20 protein-coding genes and 4 pseudogenes are annotated in these 23,814 nt (G+C 68.5%); 10 read left to right on the top strand and 14 right to left on the bottom strand.

Features of this window, described 5'->3' with window-relative positions:
• Positions 1 to 2 precede the first annotated feature (2 nt).
• Entirely contained in the window at positions 3 to 1,301 is a 1,299-nt protein-coding gene (locus ACFYO0_RS44765; RefSeq protein WP_388687764.1) for an extracellular solute-binding protein, read from the bottom strand.
• Positions 1,302 to 1,633: 332 nt separating this feature from the next.
• Between ACFYO0_RS44765 and ACFYO0_RS44760 the strand changes: the two are divergent.
• Both ACFYO0_RS44760 and ACFYO0_RS44755 read left to right on the top strand, forming a co-directional pair.
• A pseudogene (locus tag ACFYO0_RS44760) lies at positions 1,634 to 1,882 on the top strand (Tat pathway signal sequence domain protein); the annotation flags it as partial.
• A gap of 404 nt (positions 1,883 to 2,286) precedes the next feature.
• On the top strand, positions 2,287 to 3,183 hold the full coding sequence (locus tag ACFYO0_RS44755; RefSeq protein ID WP_388687762.1) for an aminoglycoside phosphotransferase family protein: 897 nt from the start codon (positions 2,287 to 2,289) through the stop codon (positions 3,181 to 3,183).
• Between the two features lie 318 nt (positions 3,184 to 3,501).
• On the opposite strand, the gene ACFYO0_RS44750 is transcribed toward ACFYO0_RS44755, so the two are convergent.
• Positions 3,502 to 3,693 carry a hypothetical protein gene (locus tag ACFYO0_RS44750; RefSeq protein WP_388687760.1) on the bottom strand — a complete coding sequence of 64 codons (192 nt, stop codon included), beginning with the start codon at positions 3,691 to 3,693 and terminating at the stop codon, positions 3,502 to 3,504.
• Positions 3,694 to 4,268: 575 nt separating this feature from the next.
• Between ACFYO0_RS44750 and ACFYO0_RS44745 the strand changes: the two genes are divergently transcribed.
• Together ACFYO0_RS44745 and ACFYO0_RS44740 are read left to right on the top strand one after the other, a co-directional pair.
• Positions 4,269 to 4,904: a DUF6461 domain-containing protein gene (locus tag ACFYO0_RS44745; RefSeq protein WP_388687758.1), complete on the top strand. Its 636-nt coding sequence runs from the start codon at positions 4,269 to 4,271 to the stop codon at positions 4,902 to 4,904.
• 660 nt (positions 4,905 to 5,564) lie between these two features.
• On the top strand, positions 5,565 to 6,014 hold the full coding sequence (locus tag ACFYO0_RS44740; protein WP_388687756.1) for a transposase family protein: 450 nt from the start codon (positions 5,565 to 5,567) through the stop codon (positions 6,012 to 6,014).
• Between the two features lie 402 nt (positions 6,015 to 6,416).
• Here ACFYO0_RS44740 and ACFYO0_RS44735 read toward each other — a convergent pair whose 3' ends face one another.
• Positions 6,417 to 6,920: a peptidoglycan-binding domain-containing protein gene (locus ACFYO0_RS44735; RefSeq protein WP_388687754.1), complete on the bottom strand. Its 504-nt coding sequence runs from the start codon at positions 6,918 to 6,920 to the stop codon at positions 6,417 to 6,419.
• Between the two features lie 1,796 nt (positions 6,921 to 8,716).
• On the opposite strand from ACFYO0_RS44735, the gene ACFYO0_RS44730 reads away from it, so the two are divergent.
• On the top strand, positions 8,717 to 9,364 hold the full coding sequence (locus tag ACFYO0_RS44730; protein ID WP_388687752.1) for a formylglycine-generating enzyme family protein: 648 nt from the start codon (positions 8,717 to 8,719) through the stop codon (positions 9,362 to 9,364).
• 61 nt (positions 9,365 to 9,425) lie between these two features.
• Here the strand turns inward: ACFYO0_RS44730 and ACFYO0_RS44725 are convergent.
• From ACFYO0_RS44725 to ACFYO0_RS44715, 3 genes and pseudogenes are all read right to left on the bottom strand, one after another.
• Positions 9,426 to 9,746 (bottom strand): annotated as a pseudogene (locus ACFYO0_RS44725) (transposase); the annotation flags it as partial.
• A gap of 410 nt (positions 9,747 to 10,156) precedes the next feature.
• Positions 10,157 to 10,930, bottom strand: a pseudogene (locus ACFYO0_RS44720) (ISL3 family transposase); the annotation flags it as partial.
• A 191-nt stretch (positions 10,931 to 11,121) separates the two neighbouring features.
• On the bottom strand, positions 11,122 to 11,721 hold the full coding sequence (locus ACFYO0_RS44715; protein ID WP_388687750.1) for a TetR/AcrR family transcriptional regulator: 600 nt from the start codon (positions 11,719 to 11,721) through the stop codon (positions 11,122 to 11,124).
• 102 nt (positions 11,722 to 11,823) lie between these two features.
• Between ACFYO0_RS44715 and ACFYO0_RS44710 the strand changes: the two genes are divergently transcribed.
• The 3 genes from ACFYO0_RS44710 (at position 11,824) to ACFYO0_RS44700 (ending at position 14,641) form a co-directional block, all read left to right on the top strand.
• Complete coding sequence (locus tag ACFYO0_RS44710) at positions 11,824 to 12,672, top strand: alpha/beta fold hydrolase (RefSeq protein ID WP_388687748.1); 849 nt, start codon at positions 11,824 to 11,826, stop codon at positions 12,670 to 12,672.
• 495 nt (positions 12,673 to 13,167) lie between these two features.
• Complete coding sequence (locus ACFYO0_RS44705; RefSeq protein ID WP_388687746.1) at positions 13,168 to 14,127, top strand: hypothetical protein; 960 nt, start codon at positions 13,168 to 13,170, stop codon at positions 14,125 to 14,127.
• 25 nt (positions 14,128 to 14,152) lie between these two features.
• Entirely contained in the window at positions 14,153 to 14,641 is a 489-nt protein-coding gene (locus ACFYO0_RS44700; protein ID WP_388687744.1) for a transposase, read from the top strand.
• Between the two features lie 195 nt (positions 14,642 to 14,836).
• Here the strand turns inward: ACFYO0_RS44700 and ACFYO0_RS44695 are convergent, their stop codons facing one another.
• The gene (locus ACFYO0_RS44695) at positions 14,837 to 15,160 is read right to left on the bottom strand and encodes a hypothetical protein (RefSeq protein WP_388687742.1); all 324 of its coding nucleotides are present in this window, start codon (positions 15,158 to 15,160) and stop codon (positions 14,837 to 14,839) included.
• Between the two features lie 47 nt (positions 15,161 to 15,207).
• Here ACFYO0_RS44695 and ACFYO0_RS44690 point away from each other — a divergent pair, with 47 nt between their 5' ends.
• Positions 15,208 to 15,903: a TetR/AcrR family transcriptional regulator gene (locus ACFYO0_RS44690; protein WP_388687740.1), complete on the top strand. Its 696-nt coding sequence runs from the start codon at positions 15,208 to 15,210 to the stop codon at positions 15,901 to 15,903.
• A gap of 362 nt (positions 15,904 to 16,265) precedes the next feature.
• Here ACFYO0_RS44690 and ACFYO0_RS44685 read toward each other — a convergent pair whose 3' ends face one another.
• Both ACFYO0_RS44685 and ACFYO0_RS44680 read right to left on the bottom strand, forming a co-directional pair.
• A complete protein-coding gene (locus ACFYO0_RS44685; RefSeq protein ID WP_388687738.1) occupies positions 16,266 to 17,078 on the bottom strand; it encodes an SAM-dependent methyltransferase in 813 nt (270 codons plus the stop codon).
• A gap of 257 nt (positions 17,079 to 17,335) precedes the next feature.
• Positions 17,336 to 17,452, bottom strand: a pseudogene (locus ACFYO0_RS44680) (IS982 family transposase); the annotation flags it as partial.
• A gap of 86 nt (positions 17,453 to 17,538) precedes the next feature.
• On the opposite strand from ACFYO0_RS44680, the gene ACFYO0_RS44675 reads away from it, so the two are divergent.
• The gene (locus ACFYO0_RS44675; RefSeq protein WP_388687736.1) at positions 17,539 to 18,189 is read left to right on the top strand and encodes an MOSC domain-containing protein; all 651 of its coding nucleotides are present in this window, start codon (positions 17,539 to 17,541) and stop codon (positions 18,187 to 18,189) included.
• Between the two features lie 798 nt (positions 18,190 to 18,987).
• Here ACFYO0_RS44675 and dmpG read toward each other — a convergent pair.
• Genes dmpG through ACFYO0_RS44650 form a run of 5 tightly spaced genes read right to left on the bottom strand, consistent with a single transcriptional unit; the run spans position 18,988 to position 23,732 of the window.
• Complete coding sequence (gene dmpG / locus ACFYO0_RS44670; RefSeq protein WP_388687734.1) at positions 18,988 to 20,007, bottom strand: 4-hydroxy-2-oxovalerate aldolase; 1,020 nt, start codon at positions 20,005 to 20,007, stop codon at positions 18,988 to 18,990.
• Positions 20,004 to 20,960 (bottom strand): acetaldehyde dehydrogenase (acetylating), encoded by a 957-nt coding sequence (locus ACFYO0_RS44665; protein WP_388687732.1) that lies wholly within the window; start codon positions 20,958 to 20,960, stop codon positions 20,004 to 20,006. Before ACFYO0_RS44665 ends, dmpG begins: the two co-directional genes overlap by 4 nt.
• Positions 20,957 to 21,787 carry a 2-keto-4-pentenoate hydratase gene (locus tag ACFYO0_RS44660; protein ID WP_388687730.1) on the bottom strand — a complete coding sequence of 277 codons (831 nt, stop codon included), beginning with the start codon at positions 21,785 to 21,787 and terminating at the stop codon, positions 20,957 to 20,959. Before ACFYO0_RS44660 ends, ACFYO0_RS44665 begins: the two co-directional genes overlap by 4 nt.
• Before the next feature lie 5 nt (positions 21,788 to 21,792).
• The gene (locus ACFYO0_RS44655) at positions 21,793 to 22,731 is read right to left on the bottom strand and encodes a 3-carboxyethylcatechol 2,3-dioxygenase (RefSeq protein ID WP_388687728.1); all 939 of its coding nucleotides are present in this window, start codon (positions 22,729 to 22,731) and stop codon (positions 21,793 to 21,795) included.
• Positions 22,732 to 22,739: 8 nt separating this feature from the next.
• Positions 22,740 to 23,732, bottom strand: coding sequence for a zinc-binding dehydrogenase (locus ACFYO0_RS44650; RefSeq protein ID WP_388687726.1), 993 nt, complete (start codon positions 23,730 to 23,732; stop codon positions 22,740 to 22,742).
• Between the last annotated feature and the right edge of the window lie 82 nt (positions 23,733 to 23,814).

Here is a 23,814-nt window from a genome sequence, read left to right as displayed (position 1 = left end):
GGTCACCCCGTACCGGTGCCGAGGCTCTCGGCGTACGACTGGACGTTCGCGGCTGCCCTTTCGGCGCTCCGCGTGCCCTTGGCCACGGCCTCCATCTCCTTGCCCAGCCGGGTCGCGACCTGCTGCCACGTACTCACCTGCGGGAACGCCCGGGTGTTCTTCATCTGCGTGAGGAAGGCGTCCAGCAGCGGCTGGTCCGCGATGGCCGGATCGTCCCAGGCGGACACGACGGCCGGCAGCGAGCTGTACGCCTTGTACTGCGCGACCTGGGTGCTCGGCTCGGAGATGTGCCGGATGAGCTTCCACGAGGCGTCCTCGTTGCCGCCGCCCGCGAGCACACCCCAACTGCCTCCGGCGGAGAAGGAGGCGCTGCCCGACGGCCCGGCCGGCAGCGGTGCGGTCGCGACGTGGGACGCCGTCCAGCCGTCCTTCTTGGCGACGGTGTCGAGCTGGCCGACGACCCACGGGCCCGTGATCATCGTGGCGGTCTTTCCGGCGACGAAGAACGGCTGTGCGTCGAGGAATGTGGGGCCGCCGGGGTCGGCGGCGCCCGAGGTGAAGAACGACGCGTTGTACTTGAGCGCGTCGACCGTCGCTGGAGTGTCGAGAGTCCACTTGCCGCCGGCGGAGAGCAGCGAGCCGCCTGCCTGCCAGGCGTACATCGCGACGTCCTGGCCGTTGAAGATGTCCCAGCCGATGTCGGCCCCGAGGCCGCGCGCGGCCCCTGCGCCCTGGAGCGCCTTGAAGAACGGCACCACCTCGTCCCACCTGGTCGGCGCCTTGACGTCCGCCTTCTCGGCGAGGTCGGAGCGGTAGACGAGCGCGTAGGTGTAGGCGTACCAGGGCACCGTGTAGGCGATGTCCTTGACGACGCCCGCGTCCCAGAGGCTCTTGAAGAAGCTGTCGGGGTCGACGAGGCCGTCCGGAACGGGCCGAAGGATCGACGGATCCAGGAACTGCGCCTGCGACTCGGGGAAGAACTGCGCCACATCGGGTCCCTTGCCCGCCGCGATCGCCGACTGGAGCTTGGTGTAGTACTCGGCGTTCGGGATCAGCGTGAACTTCAGCTCGAGGTCGGGATTCGCGGCCTTGAAGGGCTTGATGACCTTCTCCAGCACGTCGGCGTCACCCTGGGCGGCCCAGACGGTGACGGTTCCCGTGGCCGGGGAGTTGTCGATGGGCTTGGCGGAGGCTGTCGCAGCGGTGTCGTCGCCGCGCCCACAGCCCGCCAGGGCGAGGGTACCGAGGACGGCTATGCCGCCGGTCAGCCGTAGGGCGCCGCGTCTGGAGATGTTGGACACTCGTGGCTCCTGCCTGATGAAGATGCGGGGCGGTGATGGGGTTTCTGGCGGAAGTAGCTTTTTTGATCCGCCGGACCCGATGAATGGACTGGCCTGGTGGCCCGATGGGGATTTGTGCGGTCGACAGTGACGGTAGGAATGGCGTGTTTCGGCGGCGTGGCCGGAAACGTCCCCGATAATTTCGGAACTTGTAGCAAAATTGCTTCGTCACCCTGTGTCGCGACAACTGCTTGCCGGCTGGCAAATCATGGGGGATATGCCCGGTTGATGTGATCGACGACGGCGCCTTGTCGCGTTGAGTAACAATCTGGCGGCGGCATCGACCGCGTTGGGCCGCGCTGAAGGTACCCGACGGCAACCGGCTCACCGGCGTCTTCTCCGCCGAAGGCGTCCAGACCTACACCTGCGCCGAAGGCGCCTGGAAGCTGCTGGAGCCCGCCGCCACCCTCTGGGCCAAGAAGGACCGCTCCCGCCGCCGCGTCGCACTGCACTCCCGCGGCCCCGTCTGGGTGTCCACGGTGGACGGCAGCGCGGTCAACGCCAACGGCGCCGTGCCTCGGCCGCGACGAAGCCCGCCGCCTCCTGGCCGAGGTCCTCAAGGCCTGCACGCACTGCACGCCCGACACCCAGCTGCACATCCTCGACTTGTCCCCACGGCCAGAGTTTCAGCAGCCGCGACGCAGGCGTAGCCGACGGCCGCGTCGCGGGTCCGCGGGAAAGCAGTTCCCGACCAGATGCCACCGCGCGCCACCGCTCATAGCCAGAAAGGGCTCGGGGTGCCGCCGGAGGTTTGCCATGCCCCGAACGATCTGGTCGGGTGCGATCAGCTTTGGTCTCGTGACTTCTCTAAACTTGGGGCCGGTCCGCCCCGAAGCCTTTGATCTGCAGCTCTCTGAAACCGAATCGGTGGTGCCAGAGGCATCACAGTGAGATGTTCCGGAGAGCGAGAGCCGCTTCGACCGCCGCCTCAGTACTGTGACTTCGCATGACCGACACCGAGATCGAGATCACCGCAGACCTGGTTCGCGACCTGCTGCAGGAGCAGCATCCGGACCTTGCGGGGCTGGCCATCCGTGAGGTGGCGGGCGGTTGGGGCAACCAAATGTGGCGTCTCGGGGACGAGTTGGCCGTGCGCATGCAGCGCATGGACCCCACCCCGGAGCTCCAGCTCAAGGAGCGGCGGTGGCTACCCGTGCTGGCCCCTCGCCTGCCGCTCCCGGTGCCGACTCCGGTGCGATTCGGTGAACCGTCCGCGCGCTTCCCCAAGCACTGGACCGTGATGACGTGGGTTCCCGGCGAGCCGCTGGACCACGGCTCGATCAGCCGCGGCGACCACGCGGCCGACACGTTGGCGGGCTTCCTCCGGGCGCTCCATGTGGAGGCGCCCGCCGAGGCGCCGATCAGCTCGGACTTCGGCGCTCACCCCAAGAAGTGCACGGACGGCTTCAACTACTTCTTTGAAGCCGTTGTCCCCGGCGGCATTGCCGACGAGGTCCGGGCCGTCTGGGACGATGCCGTTGCGGCCCCCGAGTGTGAGGGCCCGCCGGTATGGGTGCACGGTGACCTTCATCCCGCGAACGTCGTCGTCTCGGACGGAACGCTCTCGGGCATCGTCGACTTCGGTGCCATGTGCGCCGGCGACCCGGCCTGGGACCTCGCCGCCGCATGGGTGCTGCTACCCGCGGGCACGGCCTCACGGTTCTTCGACATGTACGCGCATGCGGACGAGGCGGCGATCCGGCGTGCCCGCGGGCTGGCCGCGATGAAGAGCCTCTTCCTGATGCTCATGGGGGAGAACGGAGATCGGGGTCTTCCCGGTGGCAAGCCGAACTGGGGACCTGCAGGCCGGGCGGCACTTGATCGTGTTCTGAAGGGCGTTTGATACGCGCTTCTTTGAACTTGTTCTCGATCTTGGTTGAGGGCCGTGCTGCAGTCCACCTTCGCGGGTTCATCGATCACCACGCGTAGTGGGGACGCCCAGGTCCACGGCCGTATGCTGCCCGTGGCCCCGATCGAGCTGGCGGAGCTTCTCCTCGGCGCCAGCCAGGCTGACCTGGAGACCTTCGACCTCGCCGAGCCAGCCTTCTGTCTCGGCTTCGGCGATTCGGGCGATCAAGTTGTCGCGGATCTCGGCAAGCCGCGCCCGTTGGGTCGGGTCAGGCCGAAGGGGCGAGCATCTGACGCAAGCGTGCTCGTGGATTCAGGCGGTGCCGTAGGCGCGGGCGCAGGTGCCGACGGAAGGTTTGCGGCGTTCGAAGTGGCCGAGGAAGTCCCCCCACTCGGTTTCGGTGGGGGTGCGGTACTCCTCGGCGGGGCGCAGGGTGCGGCGGCGGGTGATGAAGGCGCGGTGGGCTTCGATGGTCTCGGTGGGGTAGACCGCGTTGTAGCCCATGGCGGTGTTGATTTTGGTGTGGCCGATGACCTGGGCGATGTGGGGTGGCAGTCGGAGCGGATGGCGTCGGTGATGAACATGCGCCGGAAGTCGCCGGGCCCGATGGCGTCCGTGACGAGGGGCCGACCAACCCGGGCGCTGCGCCACCGCCGGTTCTCCCGCTTCCGCCCGAGGTCAAGGCCAAGCGCATGGCGGCCGCGGAAGCCCACCGCTGACGACGGGCGCGGCAGGCGGCTTCGAGTGCGCGGGGCACGACGAGGAACGTAGTCAGCAGACAGAGCCCTCGGGCTCCTCCTCGGGTGCGGGACGGATGAGCCGAGCGTACGGGGAGGGGCCGACAGGCCGGGTGTATCCGGCCGTTCCGCCGTTCTGTATCGAGTGGCTTGTTGTTGCTTGTGCCGTTGAGTAGGAGGTGAGTGCGTCCGTTCCGCCATCACAGCGTCGGCAGGTTCCGCAGTTGCCCAATCGCCTCTGGACTCTGGCTGTCCCACCGCAAGTAGATGTCGGTGCTGAGCGTTAGGTTCTGCTCGCAAGGGCTGTCATCGTGGCGGCCACCGTGCGGGGAGGGCGGCTTGATGAACCAGGGACCCACAGAGAACGGGCTGCGCTGGATAGCCGATGCCTACAACATCAGCTTCACGCTCACACTCAGCGAGGGCCTCTCGCCGTACGAGCTGCTGCGCCGCGTCGGAGCCGAGGAGCGCCACATTGTCCCGCTCACCCGCTCCGCAGCGCGCGAGCTGTTGCTGCGGGATGAGGAGGACCACATCAGTGACCTCGACTTCCTGGACTGGGAAGACGAAGCGACGGTTGCCCAGCTGGCAAGCGCCGGCTTTCTGCCCGCCCCGCCGGACACCATCGTCCGAGCGGGCTCGGTGGCGGGCTGGGCGTATGCGCTGGAGGAATCCCACTGCCACACGGGCACGTACATCGCGGCGCTGTCCGAGCGGGGACGGGCGTTCTGCGTGCATCGCAACGCGAAGGGCTTCAGCCGCGTCGACTATGGCTGCCGCGGTGATGCGGTGACGTCCTTCGAGCCTGGCCTGCCGCACCTTACGAACGGCGCCCCAGCCGAGGTGGCGCTCGGCTTCGCGCACAACGGTAACGAGCTGGGCGATGTCGCGTTCCTGGGGTTCCTGGAGGGCGAGCTCGGCGTCTACCTCCCCTGGGAGGAGACAGAGGCAGAGCTACCGGCAGCCGCTTTCGCCTGACGATGCCTCGGATGGCCAGGTCCTGTTTTCCGCTGGTGGGACACGACCACAGAAGTTCGTGGATTCAGACCACGACGAACTGCGCTTGTCCCTCTGTTGTCCGCTCCTGCCGGGTCAACATCCGAGCTGACCTGTTGCTTTCCAACCATCCGGCTCCCCACATGCAACAGAAAGGAGTGGAGACAGAATCTCGGGATCGGGCGCGGCTGCGGTCAACAGCCGTACGGAGCGGGGCGATTGCCGAGCGAACAACCGGGGTGCGCAGCTGCGACGAGGGCGGTCGGGGAGCAGCGCTCCGATCGAGACGGCGCCGGCCCTTGGCCGGTGATGGGACATGCCCCGGTCGGGGGCCTTGTCATGGCAGAGGGCCGGGTCCCTTTTGGGACCCTCGTCGGTCGGATGCGGGACCGAGGCCGCTGGCTCCGGTGCGGGGGACGTCCGGAAACCCCGTCGTCCGTGCTCGTCGCGAGCGTCTCTTCGGTGATCACATGCGTGCTGATGGTCTCGGTGGCCCAGGCCGCGCCCCAGCGGGTAGACCCGCCCTTCCCGCCCAGCGACTCTGCTCCACGTTCCTGACTCAAAACGGGTCTGGGCGGAATTTCGTGACCGTCACGTTCGTGTAGTCGACGTCCCGTGTTTGACGGTGGGAATGCCCTGGTCATGGGGGATCTGTCGGCGTTGAAGGACGTACTGTTCCCGAACGCCGTGGGGATGGTGCTGGACCGGTTGACCGAGGTGGACGGGGTCGTTGTGGCCGAAGCCCACAGCGCCGTACCGGAGTTGAGATGCCCGAGTTGCGCGACTTGCTCGCGTCGGGTGCACAGCCGTTACGGGCGACGGCTTGCCGAGTATCCCGCCGGCGGGCGCCGGGTGGTGGTGAAGCTGGAGGTCCGGCGGTTCTTCTGCAACGCACCCGCTTGCGGGCGACGCACGTTCGTGGAGCAGGTCGAGGGTCTGACCACGCGTTATGCCCGTGCCGGGTGGTTCGCGACCGCCGCGGCCACCTCCTGGCCGCCTGGATCCGCGAAGCCGAGACCAACGGGCCCGGTCCGGTACGGGGCTTCGCTGGATTCCTGCGCCAGGACTGGGATGCCGTCCTCGCCGGCATGACACTCGTCTACAGTTCCGGCGTCGTCGAAGGCCACGTCAACCGTTCAAGACGATCAAGCGGCAGATGTACGGCCGGGGATCATTCCGGCTCCTCCGCACCCGCGTCCTGCTGCGATCGTGACCGTTGTGGGCACGTCAGCCATGCTCCAGCCGAGCGATCAATTCTGAGAGGGCGTTTTGATCAGGCAGACGGTGGCAGAGTGGCGACACATCGAAGCCCCGGACAGTGCAGGCGACTTGAGAGGTCACCCGCTCCAACCGGAGCTTCGCTGCGTTCGGGACGGGACAGTCTACAGACGTCGCACCACCGTGACCTGCGCCTCCGCACCGTCATCAGGACTTTGAAACAGCACTACCGGGGCGCGTCGCTTCTTCGGCTGGCCGGACCAGCCGAAGGGCGGGTCAAGGGATGTACACCGAGGACATGCTCGACGTCTTGGAGCACTTCACGAACTGCCCCGTGCTCTCCCGGTAGACCGGCCACTTGATGTGGTCGCGAGTGTTGGGACCGTACTCGCCGTCGACCCTCGCACCCGAGGCGCTCTGCGCCCTCCTAAGGGCGGCTTCCGTCAGGTCGCCGAAATCCCCGTCGAGCGTGAGACCGGCGGAGTAGCACTTCTTCAACGCTCGCTGCAGAGCCGTGACGGCGGAATCGGTTCTGCTGCCGACATCACCGTTGGCCAGGTAGCAGGTGGAGGTCTGGGTGGACTCGTTCCAACCCCAGGGGAGCGGCGCCCTCAGGTCCCGGTTGTTGTCGACGAACATGCTGACGCTGTAGGTGCAGTGCCGGTAGGTGCCGTGCGCCGATGCCGCGGGGGCCGCCGCGAACGCCACGGCGAGTGTGCCGGTGAGCAGGGCGCCTGTGAGGGTGAGGCTGGCGAGACTGCGGCTTCTACGAGTGCTCATGTCCATCCTTTGTCAGTGAACCGACTGGGGGTGTGCGGTGAGTTGCACGGCCTTCGGGGCCGCGTGGGTCCACTCCGGGCCCGTTCCCCCCTGCAGGGAGGGAACGGGCCGCGGTGGGTTCGTGGAACGGCCGGTCCGTCAGACCGTGAGGCGGTTGGCCCAGGCCTTGAACGCGGCCTTGGACGGCACGCAAGTGTGGGCCTCGACGTCGTTGGCCCACAGCCACCTTAGGGTCGTCGTGGGCTTCGGACTTTGTCGTCCGTGCAGGGGACTTTGTCAGTCGTGCACCGCCTCAAGTTGACGCGCATCAGGCGAGGGTCACCCTGCGGGTGAGGTCATGCGCGACCGCCATGGCCGGTGTCAGCCCCGCACGACGGGCACAGTAGCCCGGCCCGGTCGCTGAGTGTGCCGGTCGTTTGCCCCACACGAAGCGGCCGCCGCGCACACCGAAGGACGCGCACGACGGCGGATGACACCGTCTCTGGTTCACGGTCGTGACCCTGTTGAGCTCACCTGCCGCTGGGGCCACGAGCATGCTGTCCTGCGGCACCGTCAGATCCATGGCTCGCAGCGAAGCCGCGGGGCGGTGGATTAGGACTCGAACTGTCCGCAGCGATCCAGTAGCGTCTCTACCAGGTGCTTCCCTGACCGGACGCGGTCCTCAACCTCAGCCGCCTGATGGTCGTTCAGCACGGTATGCGGCCCATCGACTGGGCCCCGGCAGCGCTGGACGGCCTCGGGCCGGACGCCGGCACCCGTGTACACGCCGCCGTCACCCTCTTCGGATATGTCCGAGTGAACGACACGCCATCCTTGCGGTGCCCCTCGGGCCACCGGTTGGCGGTGTAACGCCAGTCCTCCACCGTCCTGCGCTCGACGCCGATGTCATCCGCGAACATCTGCAATGACTCCGTCACGCTGAACAGGTCCTCGGTGCCATTCGGCATCGACCCGCCCACCGACCTCGTCGGCTCGACTCCAACGCCATGTCACCCAAAGCGAACTGCGCCCTCGCGACCTGCGCGATCAGTTCCTTCGCCCGGGTGACGAGCTGTTCGTAACGCTGCCGGGTGACGTTCCCGATCCGGTCGGCCACATCGGTCATGAAGACCACCGCCTCGCCCGGGTCCGGTCCGGCCGCCACGACGTGACCGGTCAAGGGGGCGCCCGCCCCAGTCACCATCCACCGTGACGCGTGCGCGGCACGCCGGGGCAGGGCGCGAGCCAGGGGCGCTCGAAGCGCTCGACAATCGCTCCCAACTACCCTGCAAAACCTGGGCCGTTCGAGGTGTCAGCGAGGCGTTCGGCTACGGCCTTTCCGTAACGCCGTTCCGCGACGCCCGCCGCTGACGGCATGCCCGCACCCGGCAACGGTCCGAGTAGTACACCGCCTCCGCCGCCCGCGGTAGCGGATCACCACACTCCCGGCAGTACCGCCGAACTGTCCCGCTAGCCCACGAACCAGATCATCCAGCCGTACCCACCTCACGGCCAGGGATCAAAAACACCTACTCAGATCCGCTTGGACCTTGAGTTCTCGCCGCCCTGGCGGAAGCGGAATCGCGCAGGCGACCCGTTCACGGTCGCGTGCCGGATCACGCCCGAGGCCCTGCTGACAGCCTCGACTGAGTGGACCGCCGACATCACCCCTTACCCACCATGGACCCCGGGGGAATAGAGCCGGCCTCCGTAACCATCACGAAATTCCGCCCAGACCCCTGAAAACGGCTCTGACCGCAGTTCCGTGAAAGCGCCGGTAAGATCGTTTGCTCATGGATGCGAGTGCAGGGCCCGAGATGACCGCAGTTCCGGCCGGGCAGGTCACACTGTCGGACCGGCGGACACAGCGGAGTTGGGCGGTCGAGCTGGACCCCTACCAGCTTGCGACGTACCCCACCACCCAGGTGCTGTACGCGCACGTAACCGGCGAGCGTCCAAGTACCGTCCGTGGACACCATCTGCCCGTCGAGGGCGTCTCCTGGTGGGATGCGGTCCAATTCTGCAACGCCCTGTCGCAGCGCAAGGGATTCACGCCCGCCTACCGGCAGATCGGCGGCGAAGACATCGAATGGGACGTATCGGCCGACGGGTACCGGCTGCCGACCGAAGCGGAGTGGGAGCACGCGTGCCGGGCCGGTACGGCGGGACCGCGTTATGGCTCCCTCGACGAGATCGCCTGGCATCGCGGCAACTCGGTAGAGACCATCCACGAGGTAGGAGGCAAGCACCCCAATCTCTGGGGCTTTCATGACATGCTCGGCAACGTGTGGGAGTGGTGCTGGGACATCTACGACGCCGAGGTATACGGCACCTACCGAGTTCTGCGAGGCGGCGGCTGGTTCGACGAGCACTGGAGCTGCCGGGCCTCCGTAAGGCGCCGCAGTCACCCCACGTTTCGGGTCGACGACGTCGGATTCCGCATCGCACGTTCCGTGGCTGGGTGAGGATGCGCGTCCGTAGGAGTTCGAACGAGGCCCGGCCATACATTGCTCTCTTGAGTGTTTTCACCCGGTTCACGTGGCCTTCGACCACCCCGGAACTCCACAGCAGGGTGAGTCCGGCGGTGACGGCGTCGAGGTCCTGGCGGAGGAAGCCGCCGAAGCCCTTCATGGGCTTCGGCGCGTCCTGCTCGGCCTGCCGGATCCACTCTAGCAACAGGTATCCGCGCTGGTGGCGGACCAGGTCGGCGAACGCCCGAGCGAGATCGCAGGCCCGGGTGATGTCCGGACAGGCGAGCCGGACTTGCAGGCGTCGCTCGTCCTGGCTTGAGGTAAGCGTCTCCCGGGGCCGCATGATCCAGGAGGTGACCTTGCCGGGGCTGGGGATGTCGGCCCGGACCGGTTCGGCGGTGCCCGCGCGGAGGGCGGCGAGGTGTTTGCGGACGACCTGGCGACTGCCGCGGTAGCCGCGGTCCTGGATCTCCAGGAACAGTCGGGTGCCGCTGACCTGGCCTTGTGCTTCGGTGAAGCGGGCGTTGAGGTATGCCTTGAACGGCTCCAGCGCTCGCGGGCGGAGGCCAGCAACTCGTCGAGGTCGGTGTCGCGGAAGCGGCGGACGGTCTTGCGGTCGAGGTTCAGCCGACGGGCGATGGCGCTGATCGTCCAGCGTTTCTCCAGCAGGCGGTGGATGTCCTCGTAGCGGTGGCGGGTGCGTTCGATGATCTGGGTGCGGGGCAGTTCCGCGGGCGGTAACAGCATCGGGGGCGGTTCCGGCATCTCGGTCACTGTCTCCTCCTCGGCGCGTTTGCGCAGGCAGTCGCGGTGCTGGTGGCAGGTCTTCTCCACCGCGGCGGACAGGTTCTGCAACAGGTGCCAGCGATCAGCGACTTCCAGGGCGTCCGGGGCGGCTTCCCTGACCGCCTTGGTGTAGGCGGTGGCCCGGTCCCGGCAAATGATCTCGGCACCGGGATGCCCGGTGAGCCAGGCCGCGAACTTCTCCGAGGTGCGGTCGGGCAGTACGTCCACAACCCGGCCGGCCTCGACATCGACCAGCACGGTCCCATAGGTGCAGCCCTTGCGGAAGGCGAACTCGTCGACCCCCAGCACCCGCGGGGCACGGTCCGGCACCGTCGGCGCCGTCAGCAACCTGAGCAGCCGGGTCCGGCCCGCGACCAGCCGCAGGCGGCGACACAACCGCGCCGCCGGACGGCCGCCCAGTTCCACCGCGATCGACCGCAGCCACCCCGTCAGCCCGGTGCTGGAGCGGCGGTGCCGCTCGGACAGACCCGGCACCTGCTCGACGAACGTCGTGCGGGAACAGTTCTTCCGGTCGCAGAAGTACCGGCGGACCCGCAGCCGGACTATGCCCCGGCGAGGTCCCAACGGCCTTTCATTCAGGCCTCGTTGATAAGTGCTGTGTATGCGCCTCGCCTGTTTCCGGCAGTCCGGGCACAGGCCCGGGAGAGCGGTGGACACAGCCTCCACCACGAGGACATCGGACGAGTCGCTGACGCTCTCCACTCGCACATCGATCCCGGGAAACAGCACAGCCTCGACCGTCTTGCTTGCCATGCCGGAACATACTCTGCCGAAACGATCCCTCGCTCACCTCCATGACCTGGGGATTCACGGAACTGCGGACAGAGCCCTGAAAACGGGCACCCCTGCTCGTTCTCCTCACTTGGTTGCGGGCACAACCAGGGGCAGCTCAGCCTGATGGCCGACGGGTACCGAGATCCGCGCGGCCTGCCCGAGGGCGACAGTCACTCGCCGACCAGCACCGCTCGTACGATCGCCGCGGCCGCTCTGCCCGCCGCGAGCACCGGAGCGGTGCTGCGCCCGGCACGGCCGAGCATGAAGGCACCCTCGAGCAATGCGATCACTGAGCTAGCCGTCTCACGCGCGGCCGGCTCTGGGATGCCGCCTGCCGCGTAGTAGGCAGCGAGGCCGTCGATCCAGCTGTCGAAGACCTCCGAAGTGGCAAGACGCAGCTGCTCGTTGGTGCTGGCCACCTCCAGCGCGACGGTGGCGATCGGGCAGGGGTCGGCGAAGTCGAGCTCACTCAGGGTGTCCGCTGCGGCGGTGAAGAAGTCGCCGGTGGCGACGGCTCTGTCCTCGTGCGGATCCAGGAGCTCGGCGACAAGACCGAGATAGACGGCTCCCGAAGTGCGAATGACCTCCTCACCCAGCTGCGCCTTGCCTCCTGGGAAGAAGTGATAGATCGACCCGAACGGCGCGCCGGCGGCCTCGGCGATCTGCTTCATACCCGTCCCGGTGTAGCCCTTGCGCCGGAAAAGCTCGGTGCCAGCGGTGACGATGCGCTGCTTGGTGTCTCGTGCGCTGGTGCCCTTGCTGTCGCTCACGGTGAGCCTCCGGGTGGCGGCCATTGTCGGTATCAGAGAGGACGCTATTCTCTCATTAGAACGATCTATCAAGAAATGTGCGACCGAGCCGGAGGCAATGCCATGCCCGAGATCGAGCTGAGCGCAGGGACGATCGACTACGAGGACACGGGCGGTGACGGCCCCGTCGTGGTCCTGGCCCACGGTCTCGGCTTCGACGAGTCGGTGTGGAGCGAGGTTGTCTCCGACCTCCGACCCGACTTCCGTGTGCTGGTCCCCGTACTGCCGATCGGCAGCCACCGGCGGCCGATGCGGCCGGACGCCGACCTGTCCGCGCACGGCATCGCGGCGCTTCTGGCCGAGTTCATGGACTGCCTGGACCTCCGTGATGTCACCCTCGTCCAGAACGACACCGGAACGGCTCAACTCCTCGTCGGCGTACGAGACGATCGCATCGCGCGGCTCGTCCTCACCTCCTGCGAGGCGCTTGACAACTACCCACCGGGCATTCAGGGCCGAACACTCCACCGCGCCAGCAGGATTCCCGGCGGTCTCTTCCTCCTCCTCCAGTCCTTCCGCTTCCCGGCCCTGTCTCGCATGCAGACGTCACTCGGTGGGATGGCGAAGAAGCGGCTCCCGAAGGAGCTGATCGCCCGCTGGTACGGCCCGCTGCTGAGCAGCCGCGACATCCGGCGTGACTTCGCCAAGTTCTGCCGCAGCGCGGACCCGGACTGCTACCTGAAGGCCGCCGCGAACCTGCCTTCCTTCACTCGCCCCGTACTGGTCGCCTGGGGCGCCGAGGACCGTATGATGCCGCCCGCCACGGGGCGCCGTCTCGCGGAGTTGCTGCCGAACGCCCGCTACGTGGAGATACCCGACGCCCGCACTCTCGTCCAGTTCGACAACCCGGTCGGCCTCACTGCGGAGCTCCGCCGCTTCGTCAAGGAACACCCGCTGCCCCGGGAGAGCTGAGCCGAAGCCACATGCCTTCCGGGGTGGGTACCTGAGGTGAGCAGGTCTGGGGAACAAGCCGAGCGCGGGTGGGGATTTTCAATTCAAAGAGCCCCAACACTGGTTTGAAGCGAGAACGCCATGACGGCTACACCAGCACCCTGCCGAACGAGCCCCCTGTGCCACTGGACCAGCGAGGGCGGTAGCGGGGCCCGGTTCACTGAGGCATCCAAGGGGCCAACGTCCTGCCGGCTTCCCTGGTTGCCTCGGTGGGTGCGTCCCTGGACCGCAACCCGACCCTGATGTGGATGAGCTCCCGGGTGCCTGCCGCAAGAACAGGTCGGCGTGGCCGCCGGCATCGTCAGACCACCTACCAGGTGGACTCCGCGCTGAAGGCGATCCGAAAGCCCGCGTGTCGGAGATCGGTCACCCGGCGATGGGCTTGGAAGCCGTCGACGCGACACAGCCGTCGCCGCGCACCACACTGCCAACTAGGGACGCGTCCCAGGAGATGCCATGAACACCGCAACGAAGATCACCACGCTCGCCGCTTCCTTCGCCGTCGTAGTCGGCGCCGCTTACGCCCTGGGCGCCGTCGTCGGGCCGGTCGCGGCTGAGGTCGACCCTGCGGGCCACCTCCCTCACAAGCCGTCCGAAGGACATGCGCACGGTCACCAGGCAGGCGCCCATGAAGGCCCTCCAACCGGTGGTCTGCAGACGTCCGACGGCGGCTACACCCTCGATCTGAAGACCCCGCGCCTGGATGTGGACCGACGCGCTGAGCTGCGCTTCGCCATCCGAGACAGCGACGGCCAGCCGCTCAATGAATACCGCACAGTGCACGACAAGGAGCTGCACCTCATCCTCGCCTCCCGTGACCTGTCCACCTACCTGCACTTGCACCCCACCCGCGCTGCGGACGGCACGTGGAGTACGCCGGTCACGCTGCCCGAGGCAGGCGACTACCGGGCCATTGCCGACTTCACCCCGGCTGCCGAGGGCAGCAAGAACTTCACCCTCGGCGCCGACCTTGCAGCCTCAGGCACACACCGGCCCAAGGCCCTGCCCGCACCGTCGCGGACCGCCGAAGTCGACGGCTACACCGTCACCCTCGACGGCCGGCTGCGCCCCGGCTCTGCCCAGGAGCTGACGCTGACGGTCTCCAAGCATGGCCGTGCCGTCACCGACCTTCAGCCCTATCGCGGCGCCTACGGCCACCTCGTGGCGCTGCGCTCCGGTGACCTGGCCTACCTGCACGTCCACCCCCACGGCGCGCCCGGCGACGGCACCACCAGGCCCGGCCCGGACATCTCCTTCACCGCGACCGCCCCCAGCGCCGGTGCATACCGACTCTTCCTGGACTTCCAACACAAGGGCACCGTGCGCACCGCGGCCTTCACCGTCCACGCTGCAGAGAGCGGCGAAGGACCGACTGAGGCCGCCGGCGAGACGGAAAGCGGCGATCACCAGCATTGACCCAGGGTCACCGTGATCATGTCACGTGGCGGCGGGCCGGAGTCGGCTGCTGGGGCTGTCGGAGGCGCCGCCGGAGCGGGCTCCGCGGGTGCTCGGGGTGGACGAGTTCACCTTCCGCAAGGGCTGCACCTATGGCACCGTGCTGGTTGATGTCGAGGCCTGCCGGGTCGTGGACGTGCTGCCCGACCGCACATCGGAGACGTTCGCGGCCTGGCTCAAGGTCCATCCCGGCGCGGAGATCACCTGCGACCGGGCCACCGCCTGCACCGAGGCGATCAAGGAAGCCGCACCCGATGCCCTGGAAGTCGCTGACGGGTGGCAACTGCTGCATCCGATGCAGGGCTTCGCGGGCTTCCTCCGCCAGGACCTCGACGCCGTCACCGCCGGCCTCACCCTCCCGTGGAGTTCAGGGGTTGTAGAGGGCCACGTGAAACGGGTGAAAACGCTCAAGCGGGCCATGTACCGCCGAGCCTCGTTCGAACTCCTCCGGACCCGGATCCTCATCCAGCCATGACCTTCACGAAACTGCGGCCATAACCGAAAATCGCACCGGTGCGCACGATGCGGCGCATCGTCCGTCGCGGTAGGCACCATTTTGCGTTTCAGGGGCACTCCCACGGGTGGGCGCTCAGCGCTTCGCAATCGGCCCCCGGCGTGTGTGGGCTGTGCCAGGTCGCCGGCATGGCACGTGCCGTGGCCTGGCGCCGCGTCAGGTGATCAGGTCGTCGGTGAGCAGTGCGCCGCTTGCATGGACGACGTCCAGATGGTGCACCTCGGGCTCGCCGTCCGGGCGGGAGTCGCCGAAGGCCGCGTCCACCGCGGGGTGGATCCGCTCATCGAACTCGCGGCCGCACTGTTCCTTGGATGCCCACGCGTCGATGTAGCGCAGCCCGCCGTCCGGGCGGCGTACGCACAGGTGGAGCAGCGAGCCGTCCAACGGCTCGGGCCCCAGCGCGTCGATGATCCGCTGGTAGAGCTCCTCGCCGATCGGAACGTCCTGGATGTAGGCGTAGACCATGGCAGCGTCCCGCATAATTTGACCCGAATACACTTCGGGCGAATATTGGTAACGTACGGTCCATGAGCGATCAGGTCAAGGGCGGCAAACGCGGCTACCACGCCCCACGCCGAGCCGAACAGGCCGCCGCCACCCGCCGCGCCGTGCTGGACGCCGCCCGCGAACTGTTCGTGCGGCAGGGCTATGCCGCGACCACGGTCGCCCAGATCGCCCGGCGGGCCGCCGTCGCGGTGGACACGGTCTACGCCGCTGTCGGACGCAAACCGGCCTTGCTGCGCGAGTTGGTGGAGACCTCACTGTCCGGCACCGACCACCCGGTCGCGGCCGCCCAACGCGACTACGTCCTGCGCATCCGGGCCGCGCGCACCGCTGCCGAAAAGATCGCGATCTATGCCGCGGCGGTCACAGAGCTCCAGCAGCGGCTCGCACCAGTGTTCCTGGCCCTTCGTGACGCCGCGGTGACCGATGCCGACTGTGCCACCCTGTGGCTGCAGATCGCCGAGCGCCGAGCGCGCAACATGCGCGAGTTCGCCGCAGACCTGCGCGCCACCGGGGAACTGCGCCTGGATCTGACCGACGACGAGGTCGCCGACACGGTGTGGAGCATGAACGCCGCGGAGTACTGGGTGCTGCTGGTCCACGAGCGAGGGTGGAGTCCCGAGCACTTCGGCGCCAGGCTCCGCGACGCCTGGATCCGGCTCTTCCTGCCGCCCGACCGCTGGCCCGGTCAAGCATCGGAGTCGCCCACCGAGCGGTAGCCAGCCTCCGAGGCGCCCGGTCTCGACTGCGCAGGAGCCCCAGCATCGCTGCGATCACGTGCTGGATCAGGTCAGACGAACACCGAACGAGTCGGGTTCGAGGTGTCGACGGCTCAACAGGGACAGGCATTCCATCTTCACGGAACTGCGGCCAGAGCCACTTTCAAAGAGCCCCAACAGGGAGACATCGCTTTTCCGTCCGCCATTGACAATCGATCACCGGGCGGCGAGAGACGGTGTGCTGCCGGCATCAGCGCGGTGCCGCCCTGGCTTCGGGGGAACGGCCGCGGGCGGGGGGCGGGGCTACCGCATGCGAACACAGCGACGGCCTGCCCCGGTGCCGACCTCACGCGACGGCAGTGTCAGTTCTTACGACCCACGCCGCAGAGCACCGCTACGTCGCTGGTCGGCCACGGGCTTGGTCCGGGCCGCCATTGGGAGGTGGGCACCACACCGGGCTCGACGAGGTCCAGCCCGCGGAAGTATGCGGTGATCTGCTCTGGGCTTCGGTTGGTATAGGGATGAGGGCTGCCGCTGCTCTCGTTGTACTGGCGGACAGCCTCGTTCCGTTTCTGGTCGGTAGTGGTGCCGTCGTTGACCACGAGATAGCTGCCGGAGGGCAGAGCGTTCAGCAGGTGCTTCAGGGCCGCCCGCGCCTCTTGGTAGTCAGGGACGTTGCCCAGAATCCCGAGCATCATCAACCCGATGGGGCGGCTGAAATCCAGGGTCCTGGCGGCTTCGGCCAGGATCAGGTCCGGGTTTTGTACGTCGGCATCGATGTAGTCGCAGGCGCCTTCGGGAGTGCTGGTCAGCAGCGCCTGGGCGTGCCTTAGTACCAGGGGGTCATTATCGACGTAGACGATCCGCGACTGAGGCGCCACCCGCTGGGCGATCTCGTGCGTGTTGTCGGCGGTCGGCAGGCCCGTGCCGATGTCGAGGAACTGCCGGATGCCCGCCTCGCCCGCCAGGTAGCGAACAGCACGCGCCAGAAATGCCCGGGTATGACGGGCGTCGTCGACGATGCCCGGGAACACCTCTTTCACCCTGTCTCCCGCCTCGCGGTCGACCTCGTAGTTGTCCTTGCCCCCTACCCAGTAATTCCAGATCCGCGCCGAGTGCGGCACCGAGGTATCAATCCTGGCCCGTAGCTGCCGTGCTGAGTCGTCGTCCCCCATGGAGAGCATCCTCCTGCTGCGCGTCCAGTGGCTCTCGCACAACCTAGTCGCAACGGCCCTTGCTTCTCAGCGAGTTCATGTCCCGCACAGCGACTGGCATCGGATCAACCACACCGGTCACCGGGGCAGGAACTGAAGCTCGCCTCCCTGATGATGGCCCAGTTGCCCGGCGTCGACCTCACCGCGCTGCACGACGACTACGCCGCAGCACTTCAGCAGCTGGTCGCGGCGAAGGAATCCGGAAGCCAACTCATGCGTCAGACGTCGCAGGCGGTCAGTGCACGCAGGACCGGCTGTCCGGTGCGGTCGGTGTGCCAGATCGCGGCGGTCAGCGCGAGAATCCGCTGTAGGAGGCGGACGGCCACGCCGCCGGGTGCCAGCAGCGCCTCGCACGCCGCAAGCGCGGCCGTGGCAGGGAAATGTGTCGCCCTCCAGTGCAGCGGACCGTACCGTCGCCCCCATGAAGCTGCTCTCAATCAATGTCGGCAAGCCCCAGCCCAATCCGTGGAAGGGCCTCAGCGCGACAGGCATCGACAAGCGGCCCCTCGACGGCCCGGTCACCGTCATCGCCCCCGGCCCCAAGGGCACCGGCGCGGTCGGTCTCGTCGGTGACCGTGTCTACGACGTGAAGCACCACGGCGGCTCCGACCAGGCCGTCTACGCCTATGCCCGCGAGGACCTCGACGGATGGGAGACCGAGTTGGGCAGGCCGCTTGCGAACGGCGTCTTCGGCGAGAACCTCACGACCGCCGGCCTCGACGTCAACGGCGCCCTGATCGGCGAGCGCTGGCGCATCGGGCCGGACGTCGTCCTGGAGGTGTCGTGCGCGCGGATCCCGTGCGCGACGTTCCAGGGCTGGCTGGAGCGTGACGGTTGGATCAGGCGGTTCACGCAGGCCGCACGGCCGGGCGCGTATCTTCGCGTGATCGAGCCGGGGGACATCCGGGCTGCCGATCCGGTCGAGATCGTGCACCGCCCTGACCACGACGTGACCGTCGCGCTCGTCTTCCGCGCGATGACACGTGAACCGGAGCTGCTGCCGCGGCTGCTGGTCGCCGACGCGCTGCCGGAGGAGGGCAAGGATCTGGCCCGCAGGCGCACGACCGCATAGGTGATCGAATTCAGTGGGATCGTCTGCGCGCATGAGACGACGGAGTCCACAGTTCGGCTGTGACGCCAGACTTGGGCTCCCTCGCCACCGCGCTGTAAGTGACGACTGATGACCCTGCTGAAGGAATCGCCGCATCTCGCTCCGTGGCGGCCTGCCGCGGGGATCGCGCCGCAGCTCACCGACGCCGGGCTGACCGCGCTCGCGATGATGCAGGCCATGCTGCGGGATCCAGGGCAGTGGGAGGCCGTCGCCCGCGCTGCGCACCGAGGGCTGCCCCCGAAGTGCGACGCACACGTTGGCGCTTCGCCGCTGCCTCGGACACCGCGGGGCCGCCGGCGGCCAGTCGTGTCGAGACCTTGGCGAGGTGCTCGACCCCGGCGGCGCGGGCCGCGTCGGTCTCGGGGTAGAACAGGTCGAGCATGTCGTCCGCGTCGGCGTCGGGCTGGCCATGAGGCCCTGCACCTTCTCGGACAACGGCGCGCCCCGCCCCTGTCCCAGCTCCTGGACTCCCTCCAGGCGTGGACCGAACGCGGCAAGGCCTCGCAGTCCTTCGACCAGAAGGACACTGCCGCGGGCGTCGAGCGGACCATCTGCGCCTACCCCGACACGGCCACCACGGCGGGCCCCGACGCGTCCTGTCAGACGCGGACCACGGTCCCCGCCGACCTCGTCGACACCTCCCTCACCGCCAAGGACCGCCGCTGATCCACGCGAACGGGGTCACGCCCATACCGGGCGTGACCCCGTCTCCGTGCTTTCTGCCGCCGTTCAGGACGCCGCAGTCGATCGGTCCTCAGCTCACCGGGGTTGCCCGCCCGACGCGAGGTCGAGGGCGATGTCCACGATCATGTCCTCCTGGCCGCCGACCAGGCCCCGGCGGCCGACCTCCAGCAGGAGTGCGCGGGCGTCGACGCCGTAGCGTTCGGCGGCGAGCTCCGCGTGGCGCAGGAAGGAGGAGTAGACGCCCGCGTAGCCGAGGGTGAGGGTCTCGCGGTCGACCTGGACGGGGCGGTCGCGCAGCGGTCGTACCAGATCGTCGGCGGCGTCCTGGAGGGCGAGCAGATCGCAACCGTGCTTCCACTCCTGCAGGTTGGCCACGGCGATGAAGGCCTCGATGGGGCAGTTGCCCGCGCCCGCACCCTGCCCGGCGAGTGACGCGTCGACGCGAGTAACGCCTTCCTCCACCGCGACGACGCTGTTGGCGACCGACAGTGACAGGTTCTCGTGCGCGTGCACGCCGATCTCGGTGGCCGGGTCGAGGACGTCGCGGTAGGCGCGGACGCGCTCGCGCATGCCGTCCATGGTGAGCCGGCCGCCGGAGTCGGTCACGTACACGCAGTGGGCGCCGTAGGACTCCATGAGCCCCGCCTGGGCGGCGAGTTCGGTGGCCGGGGTCATGTGGCTCATCATCAGGAAGCCGGAGACGTCCATGCCGAGGTCGCGGGCCTTGGCGATGTGCTGGGCGGCGATGTCGGCCTCGGTGCAGTGGGTGGCGATGCGGACCGAGCGGACGCCCAGGGCGTGGGCGCGTTCGAGTTCGGCGATGGTGCCGATACCGGGCAGGAGGAGGGTCGTGAGCACCGCGTTGTTGATGCTGCTCGCGGCGGCCTCGATCCACTCCCAGTCGGTGTGGCTGCCAGGGCCGTAGTTCAACGAACCGCCCGCCAGGCCGTCACCGTGCGCGACCTCGATCGCGTCGACGCCCGCCGCGTCCAGGGCGGCGGCGATGCGGCCCGCGTCGACGGGGTCGATGCGGTGCCGGATGGCGTGCATGCCGTCCCGCAGGGTGACGTCCTGGATGTACAGGCTGCGGCTCATCGGTGGGCCTCCACGGGAACGGCGCTGCGCCGGGCGATCGACTCGGCGACCCGCAGCGCGGCCGACGTCATGATGTCGAGGTTTCCGGCGTAGGCCGGCAGGTAGTGTGCGGCGCCCTCGACCTCGAGGAACACCGAGATCCGGGTGGTCACCGGACCGGCACCGTCGGGCACCAGGGTGTGCACCGGTTCGTCCTCGGCGACGGGGGCGAACTGCACCTCCTGCTTGAGGCGGTAGCCGGGCACGTACTGGGCCACCCGATCGGCCATCTCCTTGACGGACGCGCGCACGGCGTCCTGGTCGACGTCGCCGGTGAGGCAGAGCACGGTGTCCCGCATGATCAGCGGCGGCTCGGCGGGGTTGAGGATGATGATCGCCTTGCCGCGCGCGGCACCGCCGACGGTCTCGATGGCGTGCGAGGTGGTCTCGGTGAACTCGTCGATGTTGGCGCGGGTGCCGGGCCCGGCCGACTTGGACGCGATGGAGGCCACGATCTCCGCGTAGTGGACGTCGGCCACCGCGGAGACGGCGGCGACCATGGGGATGGTGGCCTGGCCGCCGCAGGTGACCATGTTGAGGTTGTCGGCGCCCGCATCGAGGTGCTCCTCCAGGTTGACCGGCGGCACGACGAACGGTCCGATGGCCGCGGGCGTGAGATCGATGAGCTTCTTGCCGTACGGCGCCAGCTTGTGGGCGTTGGCGATGTGGGCCTTGGCCGAGGTGGCGTCGAAGACGATCTCGATGTCATCGAAGTGCGGCATCGAGATCAGGCCGTCGACTCCCCCGTGGGTCGTGGGGACCCTGAGGCGGGCCGCGCGCGCGAGGCCGTCGGACTCCGGGTCGATGCCGACCATGGCACGGACCTCCAGGGTGTCCGACAGACGCAGGATCTTGATCATCAGGTCGGTGCCGATGTTGCCGGACCCGATGATGGCGACCTTGGTCTTCGTCATGCGTCTCTCTTTTCGGAGGGTGCGGCCTTCTCGGAGAAGGCGGCTGTTACCTCGCCGAGCGAGCTGATCTCGGCACGGATCCGGGTTCCGGGCGGAGTGGGGACCATGGGGCCGAGCGCGCCGGACAGGACGACTTGGCCCGCACGCAGCGGCTCGCCGAACTCCCGTGCCTTACAGGCCAGCCAGGCCAGTGCGTTCAGCGGGTCGCCGAGGCAGGCGGCGCCGGAGCCCTCGGAGACGAGCACGCCATCGGCGTACAGCCGCATGGAGGTTTCGCGGGGCTCGAACTCGTCGAGGGTGAGCCGGTGTTCGGCGAGGACGAACAGTCCGCTGGAGGCGTTGTCCGCGACCGTGTCGGTGAGGGTGATGTCCCAGTCGGCGATGCGGCTGTCGACGATCTCCAGCGCGGCGACCGCGTAGTCCACTGCCGCCCGTACCCGCGCCGGGGTCAGGTCGCCGTCGGCCAGGTCCTCCTTGAGCACGAAGGCGATCTCCGCCTCGGCCTTGGGCTGGAGCAGCCTCCCGGACGGCACCTCGGGCAGACCCGAGACGTCCATGTCGGCGAAGAGCACACCGAAGTCCGGCTGGTCGACGCCGAGTTGCTGCTGCACGGCGGGTGAGGTCAGGCCGATCTTGCGGCCGACGACGACCGCGCCGTCCGCGAGCCTGCGACGGTTGAGCTCCTGTTGTACGGCGTAGGCGGCGGCGATGTCGTGCTCGCCGAGGAGGTCCCGTACGGGCGGAACGGGCCGGCCCTCGTCCAGGGCGGTGGCGAGCCGTGCGGCGGCCCGGACCACGGCCTGTGCGTCAACTGGCGTGTGCGTCATGCCGGTCACCGCACCTCTGCCGTGGCCACGGCGAACCCGGCGATCCACGCGGGGATGGCCTCGTAGAAGCGGGAGGTCATCTCGTACGGCCCGGTGGCGGCGAGGGAGGCGAAGGCGGCGATCCAGGTGCGGACTTCGTGGGCGGAGCCGCCGGCCTCCTTGGCCGTCGCGTCCACGGTCCAGGAGTCGAACTCCGCCAACTCGCCTTGTTCCAGGTGGTCGAGGAGGCGGTTGTCCCAGGCGGGGTTGATCGGGATCATCGTGCTCGACCCGGCGGCGTAATCGCGACCCGCCTGGACGACCCGGTGCTCGCCCTTCGCGCGCTGCTCGGGCGTTGGCGGGTGGCCCTCGATGAGCGCGTCGGCGACTCGGGGCGGTGCCCCGTCCAGCACCGGTACGGGCGGATCGTGCGAGAGACCGCCGGAGGCGAGGAACAGCACCCGGCAGTCGAGGTCGGCGGCCGCCTGCCCGATCGCGGTCCCAAGGGCCCTGATGCGGCTCACCGGACCCAGCGGTGTGGCCACGCCATTGACGAAGACGGGCACGACCGCAACCTGGTCGATGCCGCCGAAGAGGACCTCGAGCGGCTGCGCGAAGCCGTGGTCGACGGTCATCCGGGCGGAGACGGTGAGGTCGATGCCACGGTCGAGCGCGCCCTGGGCCAGCGCCTTCGCGGCGGCGGTGTCGACCGACAGCGGTCCGGCGGCCGTACCGAAGTCACCCACCGCGTGGGCCTCGGTGGCCAGGCAGAACGGCGGCATCTCCTTGTAGAAGAAGCCGTTGTAGTGGTCGGGAGCGTAGAGCACGACGAGGTCGGGCGCGAAGGCACGGATGAAGGTCCGCGCCGTGTCAACGGCCTCGTCGACACGGGCCAGGACCTCCGGGTCGGGGTCGTTCTTGCCGATGAGGGGCGAGTGGGACAGCCCGACGGCTGCTGCGGGCATGGGCGTTCCTATCGGTGAGAGGGGGAATCCGACGGGTGGATGACGAGCTTTCCGGTCAGCCCGCCGTCGATCATGAGCTGGAATCCCTTGTGGATGTCCGTGAGGGGCAGGGTCCGGTCGATCACCGGGCGGACCCCGGTCGCGTCGAGCATGCGGAGCATCGCCACCAGCTCGGCGCGGGTGCAGCCGGTGGAGCCGAGGATGCGCTGCTGGAGGTAGAACACGCGGCCCAGGTCGGCGGGCGGGTTGGTGCCACTGGTGGCTCCGGCGATCACGACCGTGCCACCGGGCCGCAGGGACTTCAGCGAGTGCGACCAGGTCGCCTCACCGACCGTCTCGATGACGACGTCGACCTTCTCGGGCAGCCGCTCACCGGTGGGTACGGCGGCCCGGGCGCCCCAGGCGAGGGCCTCAGCCCGCTTGTCCTCGCTGCGGCTGGTGGCGTAGACGACGGCACCAGCGGCCACCGCAAGCTTGATCGCGGCGGAGGCGACACCACCGCCGGCGCCCTGCACCAGGACCCGGTCGCCCGCGGTGATCCGGGCCTGGGTGAACAGCATGCGGTAGGCCGTGGTCCAGGCGACCGGCAGACAGGCGGCCTCGTCGAACGACAGCCACGCGGGCTTGGGGACCAGGTTGCGGGTCGGGACCGTGACGTACTCCGCGAAGGCGCCGTCGTGCTGCTCGGAGAGCAGCGCCCGGTTCGGGTCCAGCGTCTCGTCGCCGCGGCCGGCGTCCGGGTCGCCGAGCACCGGGTGGACGATCACCTCGTTGCCGTCCTCGTCGTATCCGGCCGCATCGCAGCCGAGGACGATCGGGAGCCGCTCGGGCGGGTGGCCGACGCCCCGCAGGGTCCACAGGTCGTGCATGTTGAGCGAGGAGGCCACGACACGGACCCGGGACCAGCCGGGCTTCGGTGCGGGCTCCGGTACGTCGTCGCGCAACGCGAGCCCGGAGAGGGGGTCGGTGGCGCTCTGGGAGATGGCGATAGCGGCAAGCACGAGATCAAGGTGACGGGGGCATGGTGCTGGGCTCCAGCTTGTGTGCCGCTGTGCAGCACGGAAGCCGTCGTAGTCGTATCTG

The sequence above is a fragment of the Streptomyces sp. NPDC006365 genome (assembly GCF_042870755.1).
GTDB lineage: Bacteria > Actinomycetota > Actinomycetes > Streptomycetales > Streptomycetaceae > Streptomyces > Streptomyces xiangluensis.
Note: the sequence above shows the minus strand (reverse complement) of the source record. Positions and strands in the feature narration are given on the sequence as shown.